The sequence below is a fragment of the Streptomyces sp. NPDC051214 genome (assembly GCF_040682375.1).
Lineage (GTDB): Bacteria > Actinomycetota > Actinomycetes > Streptomycetales > Streptomycetaceae > Streptomyces.
This window is the reverse complement of sequence record NZ_JBFBAT010000001.1, coordinates 97,897-117,222: the sequence shown is the minus strand read 5'-3', so window position 1 is coordinate 117,222 and position 19,326 is coordinate 97,897. Positions and strand designations below refer to the sequence as shown.

General features: G+C 69.8%; 18 protein-coding genes. 11 read left to right on the top strand and 7 right to left on the bottom strand.

The annotated features are described in order from the left end of the window. Position 1 precedes the first annotated feature (1 nt). Positions 2 to 2,860, top strand: a complete 2,859-nt coding sequence (locus AB0M70_RS00515) for an NHLP bacteriocin export ABC transporter permease/ATPase subunit (RefSeq protein WP_365814790.1) — start codon at positions 2 to 4, stop codon at positions 2,858 to 2,860. A 6-nt stretch (positions 2,861 to 2,866) separates the two neighbouring features. Here the strand turns inward: AB0M70_RS00515 and AB0M70_RS00510 are convergent, their stop codons facing one another. The 4 genes from AB0M70_RS00510 to AB0M70_RS00495 form a co-directional block, all read right to left on the bottom strand. Continuing rightward, positions 2,867 to 3,805, bottom strand: coding sequence for an STM4015 family protein (locus tag AB0M70_RS00510; protein ID WP_365814788.1), 939 nt, complete (start codon positions 3,803 to 3,805; stop codon positions 2,867 to 2,869). Positions 3,806 to 3,849: 44 nt separating this feature from the next. Beyond that, complete coding sequence (locus AB0M70_RS00505; RefSeq protein ID WP_365814786.1) at positions 3,850 to 5,031, bottom strand: serine hydrolase domain-containing protein; 1,182 nt, start codon at positions 5,029 to 5,031, stop codon at positions 3,850 to 3,852. Positions 5,032 to 5,167: 136 nt separating this feature from the next. Then, positions 5,168 to 5,683 carry a lytic polysaccharide monooxygenase auxiliary activity family 9 protein gene (locus AB0M70_RS00500; protein ID WP_365814784.1) on the bottom strand — a complete coding sequence of 172 codons (516 nt, stop codon included), beginning with the start codon at positions 5,681 to 5,683 and terminating at the stop codon, positions 5,168 to 5,170. Positions 5,684 to 5,891: 208 nt separating this feature from the next. Further along, positions 5,892 to 6,239 carry a DoxX family protein gene (locus tag AB0M70_RS00495; protein WP_365814782.1) on the bottom strand — a complete coding sequence of 116 codons (348 nt, stop codon included), beginning with the start codon at positions 6,237 to 6,239 and terminating at the stop codon, positions 5,892 to 5,894. Positions 6,240 to 6,495: 256 nt separating this feature from the next. On the opposite strand from AB0M70_RS00495, the gene AB0M70_RS00490 reads away from it, so the two are divergent. Both AB0M70_RS00490 and AB0M70_RS00485 read left to right on the top strand, forming a co-directional pair. Then, positions 6,496 to 7,419 carry an NADP-dependent oxidoreductase gene (locus AB0M70_RS00490; protein WP_365814780.1) on the top strand — a complete coding sequence of 308 codons (924 nt, stop codon included), beginning with the start codon at positions 6,496 to 6,498 and terminating at the stop codon, positions 7,417 to 7,419. A 97-nt stretch (positions 7,420 to 7,516) separates the two neighbouring features. Continuing rightward, positions 7,517 to 8,455, top strand: coding sequence for an AraC family transcriptional regulator (locus AB0M70_RS00485; RefSeq protein WP_365814778.1), 939 nt, complete (start codon positions 7,517 to 7,519; stop codon positions 8,453 to 8,455). Positions 8,456 to 8,504: 49 nt separating this feature from the next. Here the strand turns inward: AB0M70_RS00485 and AB0M70_RS00480 are convergent, their stop codons facing one another. Both AB0M70_RS00480 and AB0M70_RS00475 read right to left on the bottom strand, forming a co-directional pair. Further along, positions 8,505 to 8,981: a carboxymuconolactone decarboxylase family protein gene (locus AB0M70_RS00480; protein ID WP_365814775.1), complete on the bottom strand. Its 477-nt coding sequence runs from the start codon at positions 8,979 to 8,981 to the stop codon at positions 8,505 to 8,507. Positions 8,982 to 9,065: 84 nt separating this feature from the next. After that, entirely contained in the window at positions 9,066 to 9,818 is a 753-nt protein-coding gene (locus tag AB0M70_RS00475; protein WP_365814773.1) for a sulfite exporter TauE/SafE family protein, read from the bottom strand. 230 nt (positions 9,819 to 10,048) lie between these two features. On the opposite strand from AB0M70_RS00475, the gene AB0M70_RS00470 reads away from it, so the two are divergent. Both AB0M70_RS00470 and AB0M70_RS00465 read left to right on the top strand, forming a co-directional pair. Continuing rightward, a complete protein-coding gene (locus AB0M70_RS00470; RefSeq protein ID WP_365814771.1) occupies positions 10,049 to 10,993 on the top strand; it encodes a LysR family transcriptional regulator in 945 nt (314 codons plus the stop codon). A 63-nt stretch (positions 10,994 to 11,056) separates the two neighbouring features. After that, on the top strand, positions 11,057 to 12,019 hold the full coding sequence (locus AB0M70_RS00465; protein ID WP_365814769.1) for an ankyrin repeat domain-containing protein: 963 nt from the start codon (positions 11,057 to 11,059) through the stop codon (positions 12,017 to 12,019). 24 nt (positions 12,020 to 12,043) lie between these two features. Here the strand turns inward: AB0M70_RS00465 and AB0M70_RS00460 are convergent, their stop codons facing one another. Further along, a complete protein-coding gene (locus AB0M70_RS00460) occupies positions 12,044 to 13,153 on the bottom strand; it encodes a substrate-binding domain-containing protein (protein WP_365814767.1) in 1,110 nt (369 codons plus the stop codon). A gap of 649 nt (positions 13,154 to 13,802) precedes the next feature. Here AB0M70_RS00460 and AB0M70_RS00455 point away from each other — a divergent pair. The 6 genes from AB0M70_RS00455 (at position 13,803) to AB0M70_RS00430 (ending at position 19,314) form a co-directional block, all read left to right on the top strand. After that, positions 13,803 to 14,006 (top strand): cold-shock protein, encoded by a 204-nt coding sequence (locus AB0M70_RS00455; protein ID WP_100598391.1) that lies wholly within the window; start codon positions 13,803 to 13,805, stop codon positions 14,004 to 14,006. A gap of 165 nt (positions 14,007 to 14,171) precedes the next feature. Continuing rightward, positions 14,172 to 15,701 carry a DEAD/DEAH box helicase gene (locus AB0M70_RS00450; RefSeq protein WP_365814763.1) on the top strand — a complete coding sequence of 510 codons (1,530 nt, stop codon included), beginning with the start codon at positions 14,172 to 14,174 and terminating at the stop codon, positions 15,699 to 15,701. A 93-nt stretch (positions 15,702 to 15,794) separates the two neighbouring features. Next, positions 15,795 to 16,373, top strand: a complete 579-nt coding sequence (locus AB0M70_RS00445) for a TetR/AcrR family transcriptional regulator (protein WP_365814761.1) — start codon at positions 15,795 to 15,797, stop codon at positions 16,371 to 16,373. 133 nt (positions 16,374 to 16,506) lie between these two features. Beyond that, on the top strand, positions 16,507 to 17,289 hold the full coding sequence (locus AB0M70_RS00440; RefSeq protein ID WP_365814759.1) for an oxidoreductase: 783 nt from the start codon (positions 16,507 to 16,509) through the stop codon (positions 17,287 to 17,289). 98 nt (positions 17,290 to 17,387) lie between these two features. Further along, positions 17,388 to 17,960 (top strand): WHG domain-containing protein, encoded by a 573-nt coding sequence (locus AB0M70_RS00435; protein WP_365814757.1) that lies wholly within the window; start codon positions 17,388 to 17,390, stop codon positions 17,958 to 17,960. A 157-nt stretch (positions 17,961 to 18,117) separates the two neighbouring features. Continuing rightward, positions 18,118 to 19,314 carry a GDSL-type esterase/lipase family protein gene (locus AB0M70_RS00430; RefSeq protein WP_365814755.1) on the top strand — a complete coding sequence of 399 codons (1,197 nt, stop codon included), beginning with the start codon at positions 18,118 to 18,120 and terminating at the stop codon, positions 19,312 to 19,314. Positions 19,315 to 19,326: the final 12 nt, after the last annotated feature.

Sequence of the window (19,326 nt, the reverse complement as noted above, 5' to 3'; positions counted from 1 at the left end):
GGTGACCTCGGTACCGGAGCAGTACACCTCCTACAGCGGTGACTCGGTCGCCGCCGCCTTCGGCGCGCTCGGCACCCCGGCCGACTGCACGGGCCTGCGCAGCGTGCACCTCGAAGGCCCGCAGGTCCTGTGGCTCGTCGTGGCCGGCGCGCTCGACCTGTTCGCTGTCGACGCCGTGCAGCAGGGCCACTGGCACTTCCTCGGCCGCCTCGAACCCGGCACCCTGCTCCTGGGCCCCGTCGAAGGCCCCCAGCACACCCTCGTCGGGCGTCCGCTGCAGGGCTGCGAGCTGCGCCGCATCCCGCTGCGCGAGCTGTACCGCCCCGACTACGGCGACACCTGGGCCTACGAGCAGCAGTACCCCAGCCAGTACGACACCCAGGACGCGTCCCTCAGCCTCCTCGAGCACGCCTTCGCGCTCGGCATCGGACGCAGCCACCGGGTCCTGTTCGAAGCCCCGCTCGACGGCCGCACCATGGCCGACGACGTGGTGACCGACGACGACATCCTCTGGATGCCGGTCGCGCCCGGCAGTGTGCAGTACGGCTCCGCCTACAGCTCGGAGGCCGCGGGCGATCTGCTCGTCGACGCCTCCATGTGGCAGCGCATGGTCAACCAGCAGTACCGGCTGCTCTCGACCCTCGACCGCTGGATCGAACGCCTGGAGCGGGCCCACGAGGACCGCACGGCGGCCGGCATCAAGGCGGGCGAGACCGTCCGCGAGCAGGCCGACAGGACCCTGATCGCCTCCATCGGCCGCTCCGGCAGGGGCGGTACGCGCCGCACCGAGGCGCGGGGCGGCGACGACGCGACGTACGCCGCCTGCCGCCTGGTCGCCGACGCGGCGGGCATCACGCTGTCCGACGCCGCGCAGGGCGGTGCGGTCAGCGACCGGATCGACCCGGTCGAGCAGGTCGCCGTGGCCTCACGCATCCGCACCCGTGCCGTACGCCTCGACGGGCGCTGGTGGCGCGAGAACGCGGGCCCCCTCGTGGGACACCGCGCGGCGAGCGGCGCGCCGGTCGCGCTGCTGTGGCGGCGCGGCGGCTACGAGTCCGTGCACCCCACGTCCGGTCGGCGCACGCGCATCGACAAGACCAACGCGGAGGAGTTCGAACCGCAGGGGGTCATGTTCTACCGCCCCTTGCCGGAGCGGGCGTTGACGCCGTGGCGGCTCTTCCGCTTCAGCCTGCGGGGCACCGGCGGCGACGTACGCAATCTGGCGATCGCCGGTCTGGTGACGGTCCTGATCGGGGCGCTCGTGCCGATCGCGACGGGGCAGGTGCTCGGCGTGTTCGTCCCGAACGGCGAGAAGAGCCTCATCGTCCAGGTGTCCCTGGCGGTGATGATCACGAGCATCGTCTCCGCGGCGTTCATGCTGCTCCAGAACCTCACCATCCTGCGGATGGAGGGCCGGATGGAGAGCACCCTGCAACCAGCGGTCTGGGACCGCCTGTTGAACCTCCCCACCCGCTTTTTCGCCTCCCGGTCCACCGGTGAACTGGCGAGCGCGGCGATGGGTGTCAGCGCGATCCGCCGCGTCCTGTCGGGCATCGGTCCCGTCGCGCTGCAGGCGGGCACGATCGGCGCGATGAACCTGGTCCTGCTGCTGCTCTACAGCGTCCCCCTTGCCCTGGCCGCCCTGGGGATGCTGGTGGTGATCGCGGCCGTGTTCCTGACCCTCGGCCTGTGGGAACTGCGCTGGCAGCGCCGCCTGGTCGAGCTCTCCAACAAGCTCAACAACCAGGCGTTCCAGACGCTGCGCGGCCTGCCCAAACTCCGCGTCGCCGGAGCGGAGAGCTTCGCGTACGCGGCGTGGGCGGGGGAGTTCGCCCGCAGCCGTGAGCTGCAACAGCGCGCGGGCCGCATCAAGAACGTCACGACGGTCCTCAACTCGGTCTACCTCCCGCTCTGCACCCTCATCATGTTCATCCTCCTCGCCGGCCCGGCCCGCGGCAGCCTCACGGCGGGAGAGTTCCTCACCTTCAGCACGGCCGTGACGATGCTTCTGACGTCCGTCACGCAGCTGACCGGCGCCTTGATCTCGGCGGCATCGGTGCTCCCGATGTTCGAGCAGATCAAGCCGGTGCTCGACGAGGCGCCCGAGGTGCGGGGCGCGAGCACGCAGCCGGGCGAACTGCAGGGCGAGATCGAGGCGCGCGCCCTGTCCTTCCGCTACGCGGACGACGGCCCCCTGGTCCTGGACGATGTGTCCCTGTCCATCCGTCCGGGCGAGTTCGTCGCGGTCGTCGGCCCCAGCGGCTGCGGCAAGTCGACACTCCTTCGCCTCCTGATCGGCTTCGACAAACCGGTCTCCGGCAGTGTCCTCTACGACGGCCAGGACCTGTCGGCCCTGGATCAGGCGGCCGTACGCCGACAGTGCGGCGTCGTCCTGCAGAACGCGCAGCCGCTCACCGGATCGATCCTGGACTGCATCTGCGGCGCCGAGACGTTCACGCAGGAGGAGGCGTGGGAGGCCGCGGCGATGGCGGGCCTCGCCGAGGACATCAAGCGCATGCCGATGGGCCTGCACACGATGATCTCCGGCGGCGGAGCGGTCTCCGGCGGCCAGCGCCAGCGCCTGATGATCGCCCAGGCCCTGATCCGCCGCCCCCGCGTCCTCTTCTTCGACGAGGCCACCAGCGCCCTGGACAACGAGACGCAACGCACGGTCATCGACAGCACCCGAGCCCTGAACGCCACCCGCATCGTCATCGCCCACCGCCTCTCCACGGTCATGGACGCAGACAGAGTCATCGTCATGTCGGAGGGCAAGATCGTCCAACAGGGCCCGCCGGCACAGCTGTTGGCGGATACGGGCGGACGGTTGCATGAGTTGGTGCGGCGGCAGTTGAACTGAGTGGCGCTACGCCGGGCCGTCGTCCCGCACGTACTCCCACACGTCGTCGGCGCTGACGTCCACCTCGACGCCCGCCGCCTCCAACGACTCCCTTAGGCGGGTGCGCAGAGCCTCGCTCAGGAAGTTGTGGTGCGCGTCGAACTTCTTGAGGTGCGTCAGTGGTTGCCCGGTCAGGAGCGCCGAGGCGCCCGTGTCCCGCAGCGTGCCCATGGAGAGGTCGAGGCCTTCGAGGCGGGCCACCACCGGGGCGGACGCCATGGCTGCGGCGATCTCGTCCTGGATGCCGCTGTGCGACAGGGCGAGCTGCCGCAGACGGGGCAGCCGCGCGCCGGTGAAGAAGGGCTCCAGGTCCGAGACCGTTGCGTCGCAGCCGAACTCCGGCGTCCCGAGCCACAGGTTCAGCTGCTCGAGGGCGGGCAGATCGCTCGCGGCGATCCCGCGCACCACCTTTGCCGGAAGACCGCCCGTCTCGCACGTGAGTGACCGCAGCCGCGCGTGCCGCACGGCGGGAAACGCGAGGCCCGCGCTGCCGCGCACGGCGAACTCCTCCAGCTCGGGAAAAGCGTCCAGGAGCGGGGTGACACAGCTCTGCTTGATGTAGGAGATCTCGCACTCGTCCGAGTCGATGTCGCCCAGGAACAGGGCCCGCAGCGCCGGCATCCGCTCACTCGCGCCGACCAGCGCGGCGATCACCTCGCCCGGTCCGTGCTCGTCGGCGTCGCTCCACGCGCCCACGATGATCGCCCGCACCCGTGCGATGTCGACGGCCTCGGTGAACCGTGCGCAGGCGGCCTCCCACGGCTCTTCGCTGTCGTACGCGTCGACGGCGATGCGCCAGGCCACGGAGTCGGCCGGTGGCAGTTCGGCCGGCAACTCCTCGTCGAACCGCGGGAATTCCCGGATGGGCAGGCCGTGCCAGTGCCGCTGGTTGTCTCCGATGGTCATGTCCACCCGCCCCCAAAGCCGTCGGCCGGTGCGCTCGATTTCTATCAAACGCCAGTGACAGCCGCGTACCGCCAAAAGTCCCGCATCAGCTCCGGGAAGCTGGGGCCGCCCATCTGCAGTTGGCTGAACATGAGCGTGACCGTACCGGTGGACGGGATGATGTGGGCCGCCGTGCCCGTGCCGCCGACCCAGCCGTAGCGACCCGGCACGCTCCACGGTTCGACGGGCTCGATGTCCACGGAACCGCCGAAGCCCCAGCCCATCCCTTCCAGGAAGAGTCCGGCGGACTCCCGCTCGGCCGTCGTCAGTTGATTGGTCGTCATCTGGCGGACCGAATCCCGCGTGAGGAGCTGACGCCCGCCCGCCGACCCCTCGGCGAGCAGCATTCGCCCGAAGGCGAGCCAGTCGTCGACGGTCGAGACCAGGCCGCCCGCGCCGGACGGGAACGGAGGCAGGCTGCTCCACTGGCCGTCGGGGGCGTCGAGCAGTTCGAGGCCGCTGCGGGGGTCGCGTTCGGGCCCGGCCTCGGACCCGGCCGCGTAGTAGCTGGTGAACCGGTCGAGCTTGCCAGGCGGCACCGCGAACGCGGTGTCCGTCATCCCCAGCGGCTCGAACAGCCGCTCCGCCAGGAACTCGGGGAGCGGCATCCCGGTGACCCGGGAGATCAGCACGCCCTGAAGATCGGAGCTGAGGTTGTAGAGCCAGCCGTCGCCGGGCTGGTGCAGGAGTGGGATACGGGACAGCGCGGCCATCCACGCGTCCGGCGCGGGGACGGCCTGCGGCTGCGGAGGCCCTTGCTTCAGCTCGCTGAAGAGCGGGGCGAGCGCGGGCAGCGAGAAGTCGGACGGGAAGCCGTATCCCGTACGGGAGGCGAGCAGGTGGAAGACCGTGATGGGCCGGACCGCCGGGACCACGTCGTCCACCGGTGAGTCCGGAGCGCGGACGACGCTCGGCGACGCCAGCTCGGGGAGCCATTCGCGGACGGGAGCGTCCAGTGCGATCCGGCCCTCCTCGACCAGCATCATGACGGCCGCGGCAACGATGGGTTTGGTCAGCGACGCGACGCGGAAGATCGAGTCCCTGGCCATCGGGGCGGTGCCCTCGACGTCGACGGACCCGACGGCCGCGACCTCCTCGCCCCGGTCACCGCGGGCCACCAGGCCCACCGCTCCCACCACGGAGCTGTTGCTGACGTGCGTCTCCAGAGTCTTGCGCAGATCGGCCATGCGTCCACCCTCTCAGGCGGGGCCTGATCCGCGGCGTCACCGCGCGAGAACCCGGCCTGCCGGGCCTCGGCGTGAGAACGCCGACGGCCCGGCAGACCGGGGCGGGTGGTGTGGGGGAGCCACCCGCGTGGGGGGATCAGCCCCTGATGTTCACGTCGATGCAGGCGTAGAAGGCGTTGGTGGTGTCGGCGATGTTCCACACCGCCAGCACCTTCTGCTTGCCGCTGAGCCCGCCGAAGTCGACCTTGTGCGTGACGGTCTCGCCCGGCTGGGCGCCCCCGTCGTCGACCTCGGCGATCTTGTTGCCGCCGACGAAGTACTGCCAGGTGCTGGTGCTATGACGTGCCGTCAGCTGCCAGCTGAACTCCTGGGACGAGCCGACGTCGGTGGCCTTCCAGCCCTTGCTGTCGTCGTCCAGTTCGGCGAACCGCGCGTTGCCGCCGCTGCACGTCGTCTGCCCCTTGGGGCCTTCGACGCTCTGCGGTTCATGGGTGATGTCTCCACAGGACACGGTGCCTGCCGCGCACTGTGCCTGACGGCTCGGGGGCGAGGAGACGTAGCCGTGCGCACTGGCCGGAGTGACGGAGGCCAGGACGAGCACGGGCGCGAATCCCGCGCCCAGAGCGGCTGCCAGCTTCTGCTTCTTGTTCATCTCTGTTCCCTCTGAGCGGGGGGGGGAGGAGGGGCGAGAGACAACCGGGCGCCTCGGTCGACTCATTGGCCTAGACCATAGTGGTTGTCAGGGCTCAGTCAACCCTTCAAGTACTCCTGGAGCGCTCCCGAAGTGCTCCAGGAGTACTCCAGGAGTACTCCTGGGGTGTTTTTGAAGTGCTCCTCGTGGTGCGGGAGTTGTTGACGGATCAGGCGGCGAAGCCCAGCGCCAGGGCGCCGACCACCGGCGCCGCGTACAACAGGGGGAAGGGGATGTGCGCGTACCAGCGGGCCCTGACCACGGTGACGACTGCGCCGGCGAAGTACAGCGCGAGGCCGATCCCCGCCGCGACGCCAATGGCCGGCACGAGCAGTCCGACCAGCAGGCCTGCCGCCCCCGCGGCCTTGGCGGCGCCGAGCCAGGGCAGCCACGAGAAGGGGACGCCGTAGTCGGCCATGGGCTCCACGACCCACTTGGCGCGAAGGAAGACCGAGACGGCCGAGAAACCCACCATGACGGCGGCAAGGACGGTGACGACAACGAAGGCGGTGGACATCAGAAGTGCTCCCATCGGGCGGTGCCCGGCCGGACTTGCCCCGGCCTGGCGACTTGAGTGCGTCACTGCTCTGACGGACCGCGACGCGGGAATGTGACCGGCGAACGGCGCTCGCCGTGTGACGTGGAACACGCATGGTCGAAGGTGCGACAAGGGAAGACGCTGAGACATGTAGCCGAGACAGGAAGCCATTCTGCGGCTCATTCGATCTCCCTAGGGTTGGGGCATCAACCGCACCGAACCCAGGAGATCCACCATGCGCGCAGTCATCCAGAAGTCCATCGGCGGCCCCGAGGTCCTCGAAGTCGTCGAGACCGAACGGCCGAAGCCGGCGGCCGGCGAAGTCCTCGTCAAGGTCCACGCCAGTGCCGTCAACCCCGTGGACATCGCCGTCAGGACCGGCGCCCTTCCGCTGCTCGGCGAGCCGCCGTTCGGCGTGGGATGGGACATCTCCGGCGTGGTCGAAGAGGCGGGCCCCGGTGCCGGGTTCGCGGTGGGCGACGAGGTGTACGGCATGCCGCACTTCCCCCGCGCCGCCACCGCGTACGCCGATTACGTCACCGCTCCGGCCGGTCAGCTGGCCCGCAAGCCCGCCTCGCTCGACCACGTGCACACCGCCGCCGTGCCTCTCGCGGCGCTTACCGCCTGGCAGGGCCTGGTGCGCGCGGCGGACGTCAAGGAAGGGGACCGGGTCCTGATCCAGCGGGCCGCCGGCGGCGTCGGCCATTTCGCGGTACAGATCGCGAAGGCGCGGGGCGCCCACGTGATCGCGATAGCCAGCGAGGGACGGCACGACTTCGTGCGCGGCCTCGGCGCCGACGAGATCATCGACTACCGGACGACCGACTTCACCGAGGTCGTCAAGGATGTGGACGTCCTCCTCGACTCGACGGCCCAGGGCGACCTCTCGCTCGGCGTGGTCCGCCCCGGCGGCGTACTCATCAGCATCCTGGAGCACGGCGACACGGAGCTCGCCGCACGCGTCGAAGCCGCCGGGCGGCGCTTCGCCGGGGTCCTGGTCGAACCGGACGCCGCCGGGCTCGAAGCGCTCACCGCACTGATCGACACGGGCCGGGTCCGTCCCTATGTAGAGGAGACGTTCCCGCTGGAGGAGGCCGGCAAGGCACACGAACTGGTCGCCGCGGGACACGTACAGGGCAAGATTGTCCTGACGGTCTGAACAGAGCGGTCCGCAGGTGCGGTCCACATGGTCGGTCCGCAGGGGCGGTCCGCCAGGGGCCGGCCGCGACGGGCGGCATCAGGAAGGGCGAGGCCGGATGGACATCCTCACCGAGGCACTGGCCTCGATGCGCACGGGGCACCCGGCGTCCGTGCGGACCAACGGCCGCGCCCCCTGGGGCCTGCGCCTGCCCCCGGTGGCGGGCGCCGGCTTCCATGTGGTGCTGTACTGGACGTGCTGGCTGGTCCCCCTGCCCGAGGCGTCCCCGCACCTGGAGCCGGTCCAGCTGAACCCCGGGGACGTGATCTTCCTGCGGGACGGGCGGGGCCACATCCTCGCCGACGACCCCTCCAGCCCGGCGGAGGAGTACAAGGCCGCGCAGTATCACGGGGGTTCGCCCATCGGCTCGGTCACGCTCGGCGGTGAGGGAGCCGCGACCAGCCTGCTCTGCGGCAACTACCACCTGGACCAGGGGCGTCCGCACCCCCTGGTGCGCCAGCTGCCCGAGGTGATCATCCTGCCGACGCGGCACGGCCGCCATCCGGAGCTCAGCGCCGCCGTCCAGCTCCTCGGCTCCGAGCTGGAGAACCCGCGGATCGGCTCCGACGGCATCGTGCCCACCCTGATCGACTCGCTGCTCCTCTACATCCTGCGGGCCTGGCTCGACGATCAGCCCGCGACCGCCACGCAGGGCTGGGCGGCGGCCCTGGGCGACTCGGCGGTGGCGCCCGCCCTGTCGGCCATGCACGACGATCCCGCGGCCTCGTGGACGGTCGAGTCCCTCGCGGCGCGCGCCGGTCTGTCCCGCGCCGCGTTCGCCCGGCGGTTCGCCGCGCTGGTCGGCGAACCGCCGATGGCCTATCTGACCCGCTGGCGCATGACGACCGCCGCCCGCATGCTGCGGGAGTCCGACGCCCCGCTGACGACGGTCGCGGCCCGCACCGGATACGGCTCGGAGTTCGCCTTCGCCAAGGCCTTCAAGCGGGAGTACGGCCTGGCGCCGGGCGGATACCGGCGCCAGAACAGGGCGGCGTAGGCGGCGATCGGTCCAGCACGACCGATCAACCGCTGACCACGCAGCCCGCTCAGCCGAATTGGCCGGGCCGGTAGCCCCCGGCGGGCTGCCGGACGATGAGGTTGAAGCGGTTGGCCGCGTTGATGAGGGCGATGAGCGACACCAGGGCGGCCAGTTGCTCCTCGTCGTAGTGCTTGGCGGCGTTCGCCCACACCTCGTCCGGGACCCCGCCCGCCGTGTCGGCGATACGGGTGCCCTCCTCGGTCAGTTCCAGGGCGGCGCGCTCGGCCTCGGTGAACACCGTGGCCTCCCGCCAGGCGGCGACCAGGTTGATGCGCACCTGGGTCTCCCCGGCGTGCGCGGCGTCCTTGCTGTGCATGTCGGTGCAGAATCCGCAGCCGTTGATCTGGCTCGCCCGGAGCATCACCAGGTCCTGGGTCGCGGACGGCAGCGCAGACTCCGAGAAGATGGCTTTGCTCGCCGTTCCGAGGTGCTTCAGGGCCTTGCTCGCGAGGGGGCTGTCGAAGAGGTTCAAGCGGGCTTCCATGGTGAACTCCTTGCCGTGACGGGCGGTTTCACCTCCTACACGTGGCAGCCCGGCCCCTTTCGACGGTAGCGGTTGTGACGGTGCTCACACGGCGACGGCGACGGCAGCCGTCACCCCGACGGCCACGATGAGCCCGCGCAGCACGGCGGGCGAAAGGCGTCGGCCCACGCGCGCACCGATCAGGCCGCCCAGGGTCGAGCCGACGGCGATCACACCGGCCACCGTCCAGTCGACACTCGTCACCGCGATGAAGATGACCGCGGCGACGCCGTTCACGAGGGACGCGAGGACGTTCTTCACGGCGTTCAGGCGCTGCAGGTCATCACGGAGGAAGGACCCGAACAGGCCCATGAGCAGGACCCCTTGGGCCGCCCCGAAGTACCCGCCGTAGACGCCGGTGAGCATGACACCGGCCCACATCGGGGCGCCGCCGTCCTTGCGGCCGCTACCGCCACGGGCGGCGAGCCACTTCTGGAGGCGGGGCTGCAACAGCACAAGGCCGCAGGCGATCAGGATCAGGACCGGCACCGCGGAGCGGAACGTGTCGGCGGACAGCTTGAGGAGCAGGACCGCGCCCGTGACCCCGCCCAGGAGCGATGCGATGCCGAGCTTGATGAGGCGTGAGCGCTGGCCCTTGAGCTCGGCGCGGTATCCGTACGCCGCGCTGATCACGCCCGGTACGAGACCGATGGTGTTCGAGACGTTGGCGAGCACCGGCGGGTAACCGAAGGCGAGCAGGGTGGGGAAGGTGATCAACGTGCCGGAGCCGACGACCGCGTTGATGCCGCCTGCCGCGACGGCCGCGGCCGCTATGGCCACTGTTTCGAGCGCCTGCATGGATCGCCCTCCCCGGGACGGTCGGCGTACCGGAGTGCGGGCAGCCCGGGACGGAGAAGTCTGGTGCTGAGCCGGTGGGTCGGCACCCGGCCCGGTCCGCCTGCCCTCCGGATGGCGTGCGAACCGGGCCGGGTTGCCGCCCTGGGCCCGGAAAGATCGTCCCGCCCGCCTGACACCCAAGTCAATCCTCGGATTTCCTTGCAGACCCCCAAGCTGTAGCTTCACCCTCCATGACTCTTGACGACCTGCGCGTCTTCGTCGCCGTCTGCCGAACGGGCAGCCTCAGCGCCGTCGCCCGCGATCTGTCCTGTACGCAGCCCGCGGTCAGCCAGCACATCAAGCGCCTGGAGCGAGAGCTCGGGCTCAGCCTCCTCGAACGCCATCCGCGCGGTGTCGTCCCCACGCCGGCCGGACAGCTCCTGCAGAACGCGGCGGCCGGCGGCCTGGGGGACATCGACCACGCGTTGCGCCGACTGAACGACCTGGTGCACGGCGAGGCCGGATCGGTGCGGATCACCACCGGCGCCACCACGGTGCGGCACTTCATGTCCGACGCGATCGTCGCCTTCCGCCGGCGTCATCCTCAGGTGAGCCTGGAGTTCCAGACGGCGCACTCCAGCCGCAGCTGCTTCGACGCCCTCATCGCGGGCGGCCTGGACCTGGCCTGGATCACCATCGGCGCACCGGTGAAGGGCATCGAGCAGCGTCCCGTCATCGAACTGCCCTGGGTGCTGGCCGTCCACCGCGACGACCCCCTCGCCGCCAAGTCGCGGATCACCACCGCCGACCTGGCCGCCATCCGGCTCATCGGGCTCCCGGAGAGCACGACCTCCCGCGCGCGCCTGGACGCCTGGTTCACCGAGCGCGGCATCAGCCCCGCCTCCGACACCAGCGTCGCCGACTGGGACACCGCCCTGCTGCTCGCCGAACTGGGCCTGGGACACGCGATCGTCCCCGACCTGCCGGGCTGGCGCGGCCCCGGCCACCCCGACCTGCGTCTGATCCCTGCCCCGGAGCTGCCCACCCTGTGGACCGGTTGGGCGGTACGCCGCTGGGATGCGCTGTCTCCCTTGGCCAAGACCTTCGCCGAGACGGTGAGCCACAACTGCCCGGGCGCACGTATCCCTCAGCAGACGACGCAGGAGCCGGAGACGATTGTCAGTGGCCGTCTGTAGCGTTCAGTGAGTGGCCGGTGACAATGCGGTCGGACGGTGCGGCCACCATGAAGGGGGAGAGTCATGGCTGTTGTCGAGAGTGACGGCTGGGCGGGTCTGAGCCGGGAGGGCTGGCGGGACCACGCGCTGGTACGCGATCGGCTGGAGCGCGGAGCCGATCCGAACGTGTGGGGCGACAGCCGACCTCTGCACAGGGCGGCCGAGTTCGGCTCACCGGAGGTGGTCGCCGAACTGGCCCGCCGTGTGGACGACGTGGACGCCGAGTCGGAGGGCCGCACCGCACTGTGGCTCGCGGTCCTGGCCGACCGCGCGGACAACGCCCGTGTCCTGGCCGCCGCCGGGGCCGACCCGTGGCGCATCGTGCTGGCGGACTGGTCCCCGGGGCGGCTCAGTCTGGCGGGCCCGGTCCCTGACCTCTTCATGGTCCCGTCCTGCGAGCGCGGCCTGACCCCGGCCGAGTCCGCCGCCGCGACGGAGGGCAGACGGCTGACCGCGGCGCTGGGAGACCTCGACCACGACGGCACGGGCCTCGCGTGCGTGGCCGGGATCGACGCGGCCGAGGCCGCGCGCCGACTCGGGGCCGAGCCCTACGAGGACCCCGAGCTCGACGTGCTCCTGGAGGACCCCTTGTCGTACGACATGGACGAGTCCCTGCAGATCATCGGCGCCACCGATGTACCGGGCGGCTGCGTCATCACCCAGCCCTGGGGCTACGCACCGCAGATGCCCGGGGTGCAGACCCTGCTCTCCGCGGGCACCGTCTGCTACGGCCTCTATGCCAACCCCAAGAGCGGCAACCAGGGCAGCATTGCCCGCGACGGCGTCATGGAGGGCTGGGACCTGCACCCAGGGGGAGGCCCCGACGAGGACGACTCCTCGGAGGAGGTTCTCGCCGCCTACCTCTACCACCACAACGCCGTCGCCTACTCCTGTGCCTTCGTGGGCCTGCGGCCGGCCGACGCCCGCGCCGTCACCGGCCCGCCCGACCGCTGGCTCAAGCTGCCCCGGAGCGGCTACCGGCACTGAGCGACCGACCGCCCCAACAGCGGTCTAGCCCTTGAGACCGATCGTCGCGCACGCCGCCTTGAACTCGGCCGTGCAGATGTCGCCGGTCTTGTAGATGCCGTCCTTGATGACCGTGGACTTGATGGTGTCCCGGGTGAGGGGACGGACGGAGACCAGAAGGGAGGGGATGTTCTTCGTGGTGGCGTTCTCGGACCTGTCCCCGGCCAGTGCGTCGTACTCGACCATGCGGCCCTGGGCGATGCGGACCGCCATCTCCGCTGCGCCGACGGCCTCTTCGGGGTAGGGCTTGTAGACGCTCATGTACTGCTCGCCCGTGACGATGCGCTGCACGGCCGGCAGTTCGGCGTCCTGGCCGGTGACCGGCGGCAGGTCGGTGATGCCCGCGGCCTTGAGGGCCTTGATGGCACCGCCCGCCATGCCGTCGTTGGCGGAGTAGACGGCGGCGATGTTGTCCTTGCCGATGGCGGTGATGGCGTCGGTCATGTGCGTACCGGCCGTCTGCGGTTTCCAGCCATCGGTGTCATACGACTTGGCGATGACCACCTGGTTCTGGAGCTGGGAGAGCGCGCCCTCCTTGAACACGGCGGCGTTCGGGTCGGTCGGCGCGCCGTTGATCATGACGACCTTGCTGTTCTTGCGGTTGCCGCCGCCGAGCGCCTTGAGGATCGCCTGCCCCTGGACCTGTCCGACCAGTTCGTTGTCGAAGGCCACGTAACCGGAGACGGGCCCCTCGGCGAGCCGGTCGTAGGCGATGACGGGGATGTCCGCTTCCTTCGCCTTCTTGACCGACGGCGCGAGCTTCTTCGCGTCCACCGCGCTCACCAGGATCGCGTCGACCTTGTCGGCGACCATCTGGTCGAGCTGGTCGTTCTGCTTGGCCGCGTCACCCTTGGCGTTGGCGTAGACGAGCTTGCCCTTGCCGTTGGTGAGCTTCTTGACCTGCTTCTCGATGATGGGGTGGTCGAACTTCTCGTAGCGAGCCGTCTCCGCCTCGGGCAGGAGTAGACCGACGGTGACCGCGTCACCCTTCCTCTCGGTCCGTGACTTCCCGTCGTCGGAGCCCAACAGGCTGCCGCAGGCGGCCAGCGAGAGTGCCAGGGCGCTCACAGATACGGCGACGGTGGCTTCACGCATACGGGTTTTCATTCGCCCACTTCCTCGATCGGACCGCTTCGTTGTGGTCCGAGATGGCTGAAAGCCAACCCCGGAGTGTTCCCGGCGTCAAGGAGTCAATGCATAACGAGATTGCAATGGAATGTGCGTTTCAGTATTGAACTGTCCAGCATTTACACGTGACAGCAGGAGTGTCCGCCAACTGCGACGGTGCCGTGTGGGGCGTGTGGAGGTGGGGTGGAGGCTGCATGACTTGGAGGACGGCCTCGGTGGCGCTCGTGGGGGCGGCCGGGAACGAAGCGGACCATTCGGGCTCGTCCGGTTCGCCGGCGCTCCGGTGGCTGACCCGCCCGTGATCGCCGCCCGACACGCCCGTGCCGACGACGCTCGAACCGGGGGGGCGGCCGCCAGTTTCCGCAATGTGACGCGGGCTCTGGGCCGGACGGGCGAAATAAGTAGAGCTTGCCCGTGCCGCGAAGCTGATCTCGTGCTACTGTTGATCGTAGTTGCAGTTGTGGTTCCCATAAGACTTCAAGTGCCTTTGGTGGACAATTCCACCGGGCACTTTTGTATTTCCGGGAGAAGTTTTCCCGGACGGGGCAATCAACGTGGCGACGCCGGGGTTCGCACAGTGCGGGTCCCGGAGCTTGCCCCGAAGGAGATATTTAGTATGGCTACTGGCACCGTGAAGTGGTTCAACTCGGAAAAGGGCTTCGGCTTCATCGAGCAGGAGGGTGGCGGCCCCGACGTCTTCGCCCACTACTCGAACATCGCCACCCAGGGCTTCCGTGAGCTTCAGGAAGGCCAGAAGGTGAACTTCGACGTCACTCAGGGCCAGAAGGGCCCGCAGGCGGAGAACATCGTTCCTGCCTGACGCTTGAAGCGTTAAGACGACGCTGGTGTCCGCGCCTCACGGCGCGGGCGCCAGCTCGTTGCTGTTTACAGAAGGTTTAGTCTTTTTTCGGCTCGTGCTTGCAATTCGTTCGGTTGAAATCCACCGAGAATTCCTCGATGCGTGCCCTATCGAGGAAGGTTCTCCATGAACCGTTCAGCACGCTCGAACGACCGATATTCCAACCCCCGCAACAGCGGCGGCCCTCGCGGTGGCAACCCCCGTAAGGGTGGCGGCGCACGCCCCGGAAACCGTTCCGGCGGCCAGGGACGCCGACCCTCCGCACCCCAGGGTGAATTCGCCCTGCCGGTCACCATTACCCCCGGCCTCCCGGCGGCGGAGACCTTCGCCGAACTCGACATGCCGGCCCCGCTCCTCAAGACGCTCACCGGCCTCGGCGTGACCGAGCCGTTCCCGATCCAGGCGGCCACGCTGCCGAACGCCCTCGCGGGCCGGGACGTGCTGGGCCGTGGACGCACCGGCTCCGGCAAGACCCTCGCCTTCGGGCTCCCGCTCCTCGTGCGCACCGCAGGCCGGCGCGCCGAGTCGAAGCAGCCGCTCGCCCTGGTCCTCGTTCCCACCCGGGAGCTGGCCCAGCAGGTCACCGAGGCGCTCACTCCGTACGCCCGGTCGCTGAAGCTGCGTATCGCCACGGTGGTCGGCGGCATGTCGATCGGCAGGCAGGCCGGAGCCCTGCGGTCCGGCGCCGAGGTCGTCGTCGCCACGCCGGGACGCCTCAAGGACCTCATCGAGCGCAAGGACTGCCGCCTGGACCGGGTGAGCATCACCGTTCTCGACGAGGCCGACCAGATGGCCGACATGGGCTTCATGCCCCAGGTCACCGAACTGCTCGACCAGGTGCGCCCCGACGGCCAGCGGATGCTGTTCTCCGCCACGCTCGACCGCAACGTCGACCTGCTGGTGCGCAGTTACCTGCACGACCCGGTGGTCCACTCCGTCGACCCGTCCAAGGGCGCGGTCACCACGATGGAGCACCACGAACTGCACGTGCACGGCACCGACAAGATGGCGACCGCCACCGAGATCGCGGCCCGCGACGGCCGGGTGATCATGTTCCTCGACACCAAGCACGCCGTCGACCAGTTCACCAAGCACCTGATGGGCAGCGGCGTACGGGCCGCCGCGCTGCACGGCGGCAAGTCGCAGCCCCAGCGCACCCGTACTCTCGCCCAGTTCAAGACCGGCGCGGTGACGGTCCTGGTGGCCACCAACGTCGCGGCCCGCGGCATCCACGTCGACAACCTCGACCTGGTCGTGAACGTCGACCCGCCCATCGACCACAAGGACTACCTCCACCGCGGCGGCCGTACGGCACGCGCCGGTGAGTCCGGCAGCGTCGTCACCCTCGTGACGCCCAACCAGCGCCGCGACATGAGCCGTCTGATGTCCGCCGCCGGAATCCGGCCGCAGATCACCCAAGTACGCTCCGGCGAGGCCGAGTTGAGCCGCATCACCGGGGCGAAGGCACCCTCCGGAGTGCCCGTCGCGGGCAGTGCGCCCGCCGAGCGCCCCAAGCAGCGCGGCGGCGCCCCCTTCCGGGGCATGGGCACGCGTCCGGGGCAGCCCGGCCGCTCCGGCGGCGGCTCCCGCCGGTCCGCCGAATCCCGCGAGATGGCCGAGGCCCGGAAGGCTGCGCGCGTGCGTCGGGCTGCCTGAGGTCGTAGGTCGTAGGTCGTAGGTCGTACCTATGGTGCTGCGTCTGAAGACGTTTCTTGACCTCTAGGTCAAGAAACGTCTAGGCTTCTTGTCATGGGAAGGCCGAAGCAGTTCGATCCGGACGCCGCCGTCGAGCGGGCCATGGACGTGTTCTGGCGCAAGGGATATGCCGCCACGACGCCCCAGGACCTGGTGGACGCGCTCGGCATCGGCAAGGGCAGTCTCTACAACACCTTCGGCAGCAAGCACGCCCTCTTCGAGCGGGCGCTGCGCCGCTATCGCGACAGTCAGGCCGCGGCTCTCGTCGAGATGCTCGAGGAGTCGGGGCCCGTGAGGGAGCGGTTGCGTGCGGCGCTGTGGCTGCTCGTCGAGTTGGACCTCGCCGATCCGGACCGGCGCGGCTGTATGGCGGTGAACGCCGCCGCCGAGCTGGCCGGGACGGACGAGGTGGCGACCGAACTGGTCCGGCGCATGTTCGACCGCACCGAAGAGGCCTTTACCTCGCTGGCGGAGAAGGGGCAGCGGGCGGGCGAGATCGACCCCGGTCGTGACGCTCGCGCCATCGGAAGCCTGCTGGTGACCACGGTCGTCGGCCTGCGGTTGATGGCGCGGGTCGTGGAGGGTCCGGAGCGCCTCACCAGGGTGATCGACGCGACGATCGACTCTCTCTGATCCGGCCCAACGCCCCCGATCTCTGATCGCGAACCGATCTGAGCTGATCTCTGAACCACACTGCACCTCGATTACGCGTACTCACATTTTGTACCTGTAGTTCAAAAAAAGTGATCTGAAGGAGCTGGAAAGCATGGAGCTCGACCTCAACGGCAAGACCGCCGTCGTCACCGGTGCCAGCCGCGGCATCGGCCTCGCCACCGTCAGGGCGCTGATCCACGAGGGCGTCCGCGTGGTGGGCGCGGCCCGCACCATCACCCCCGCACTCAAGGAATCGGGAGCCTTCGCCGTGTCGGCCGACCTCAGCACTTCGGAGGGGGTGGCCGTGCTCATGGACGGTGCCTTCGCCGAGCTGGGGGGCATCGACCTCCTGGTGAACAACGTCGGCGCCGGTGACGCCGTGAAGCCCGTCGGCTTTCTCGACACCGACGACGCGCAGTGGCACGGCGTCTTCGACCTCAATCTGCTCAGCGCGGTCCGCGTCAGCCGCGCCGCGCTGCCGAGCCTGATCGAGCGTGGCGGTGCGATCGTCAACGTCTCCTCCATCAACTCCCGCCTCCCCGCGGCCGGCCCCGTCGCCTACAGCGCCGCCAAGGCGGCGCTCACCTCCCTGGGCAAGTCGCTGGCCGAGGAGTTCGGGCCGCGAGGCGTGCGGGTCAACACCGTCTCGCCCGGCGCGGTGCGCACCGCCATCTGGGAGGACCCCGACGGCTTCGGGGGCGAGATCGCGGCCGGTGCCGGAGTCGAGCACGCGGCGTTCCTCGCGCAGATCCCGACGGCGTTCGGCATCACCAGTGGGCGGATCACCGAGCCCGAGGAGGTGGCTTCACTGATTACGTTCCTGCTCTCGGGCGTGGCGGGCAATGTCACCGGAGCGGACTACGTGATCGACGGGGGGACGGTCAAGGCGGTCTGACGGTGTCTGGCGTGCTCGGTGCTCCCTTCAAGGCTTACCGATTTGCCTAAAGGTATTAGGTAGATGCAGAATCGGTTAAGGCGAAGGAAGGGAAGGCGATGGTTCGCGCAGGACTGACCGCGGAGCGCTTGGCGCAGGCCGGGGCTGAGCTGGCCGACGAGGTCGGCTTCGAGCAGGTGACCGTCTCGGCGCTCGCCAGGCGCTTCGACGTCAAGGTCGCGAGTCTCTACTCGCATCTGAAGAATTCGCAGGACCTCAAGACGCGTATCGCCCTCCTCTCGTTGGAGGAACTCGCCGACCGGTGCGCCGCCGCGCTGGCCGGGCGAGCCGGGAAGGACGCGCTGACCGCGTTCGCGGATGTCTACCGCGACTACGCGCGGGAGCACCCCGGGCGCTATGACGCGGCCCGACTGAGGCTCGACCCGGAGACGGCGGCCGCCAGTGCGGGTGTCAGGCACGCGCAGATGACGCGGGCGATCCTGCGCGGCTACGACCTGACGGAAACCGACCAGACCCACGCGGTCCGGATGCTGGGCAGCGTCTTCCACGGCTACGTCAGCCTGGAGATGGCGGGGGGCTTCAGCCACAGCCGGCCCGACTCGCAGGAGTCGTGGGAGCGCATCTTGGATGCTCTCGACGCGCTGCTGCGGAACTGGCCCGGGCCTGACTAGGGTCCGTGACCTGACCTGACCTGACCTGACCTGACCTGACCTGACCTGACCTGACCTGACCTGACCCGGGCCCGTGACTTGACCGGCCCGTGCGGTCGATTGGTGCCAGCCCGGCCCAGCCCACCCAGACACGACGAAGAACAAGCGGAGGCCGACCATGGACACCGAGCACGACGACTGGATCACCACACCCATCACCGCGGACCTCCTGCGCGGCGCCCTCGACCTTGAGCGCACCGAGCACGGGGTCCTGCCGCACCGGCTGCCCGCATGGGCCCGCGCCCAGTGCGCCGACGGGCAGCTCGCCATGGCCGAGTCCCAGCCCTCCGGCGTACGCCTTGCTTTCCGTACCCGCGCCACCGTCATCGAACTGGACACGCTGCCCACCAAGCGCGAGTACGTGGGTGTCCCGCCTCGCCCGAAGGGCCAGTACGACCTGCTTGTCGACGGCCGCCTGGCGGATCAGGCCTCCGTGAGCGGCGGCAACATCCTGATCATCGACATGACGAACGGGAAGACCGAGACCCGGCTTGGTTCGGCCGGCACCATCCGCTACGCCGAACTGGCGGACCGCGCCAAGGACATCGAGATCTGGCTGCCGCACAACGAGACCACCGAACTCGTCGAGCTGCGCACCGACGCACCGGTCGAGCCCGCACCGGACCGGGGCCGCAAGGTGTGGCTGCACCACGGCAGTTCGATCAGCCATGGCTCCGACGCGGCGAGCCCCACCGCCATCTGGCCCGCCGTGGCGGCTTCCCTCGGCGGTGCCGAGCTGATCAACCTCGGCCTGGCGGGCAGCGCGCTTCTCGACCCGTTCACCGCGCGCACCCTGCGGGACACCCCCGCCGACCTGATCAGCGTCAAGATCGGCATCAATGTGGTCAACGCCGATCTGATGCGCCTGCGCGCCTTCGGTCCGGCTGTCCACGGCTTCCTCGACACCATTCGTGAGGGTCACCCCGACACGCCGCTGCTGGTCGTCTCGTCCGTCCTGTGTCCCATCCACGAGGACACGCCCGGCCCGAGCGCGCCGGACTTCAGCGGTCTCAGCGAGGGACGGCTGACGTTCAGCGCCATGGGTGATCCGGATGAGCGTGCCAGTGGGAAGCTGACACTGCGCGTCATCCGCGAGGAGCTGGCCCGGATCGTGGAGCAGCGGTCGGCCGACGACCCCAACCTGCACTACCTCGACGGCCGGAAGCTGTACGGGGAGGCCGACGCGGCCGAGCTGCCGCTGCCGGACCAGCTGCATCCGGACGCGGCCACGCACCGTCGTATGGGCGAACGCTTCGCCGAGCTGGCCTTCACGGCCGACGGCGCCTTCGGGGCCTCGGCGGGCCGAGAGGCCTGACCGGATTCGGGC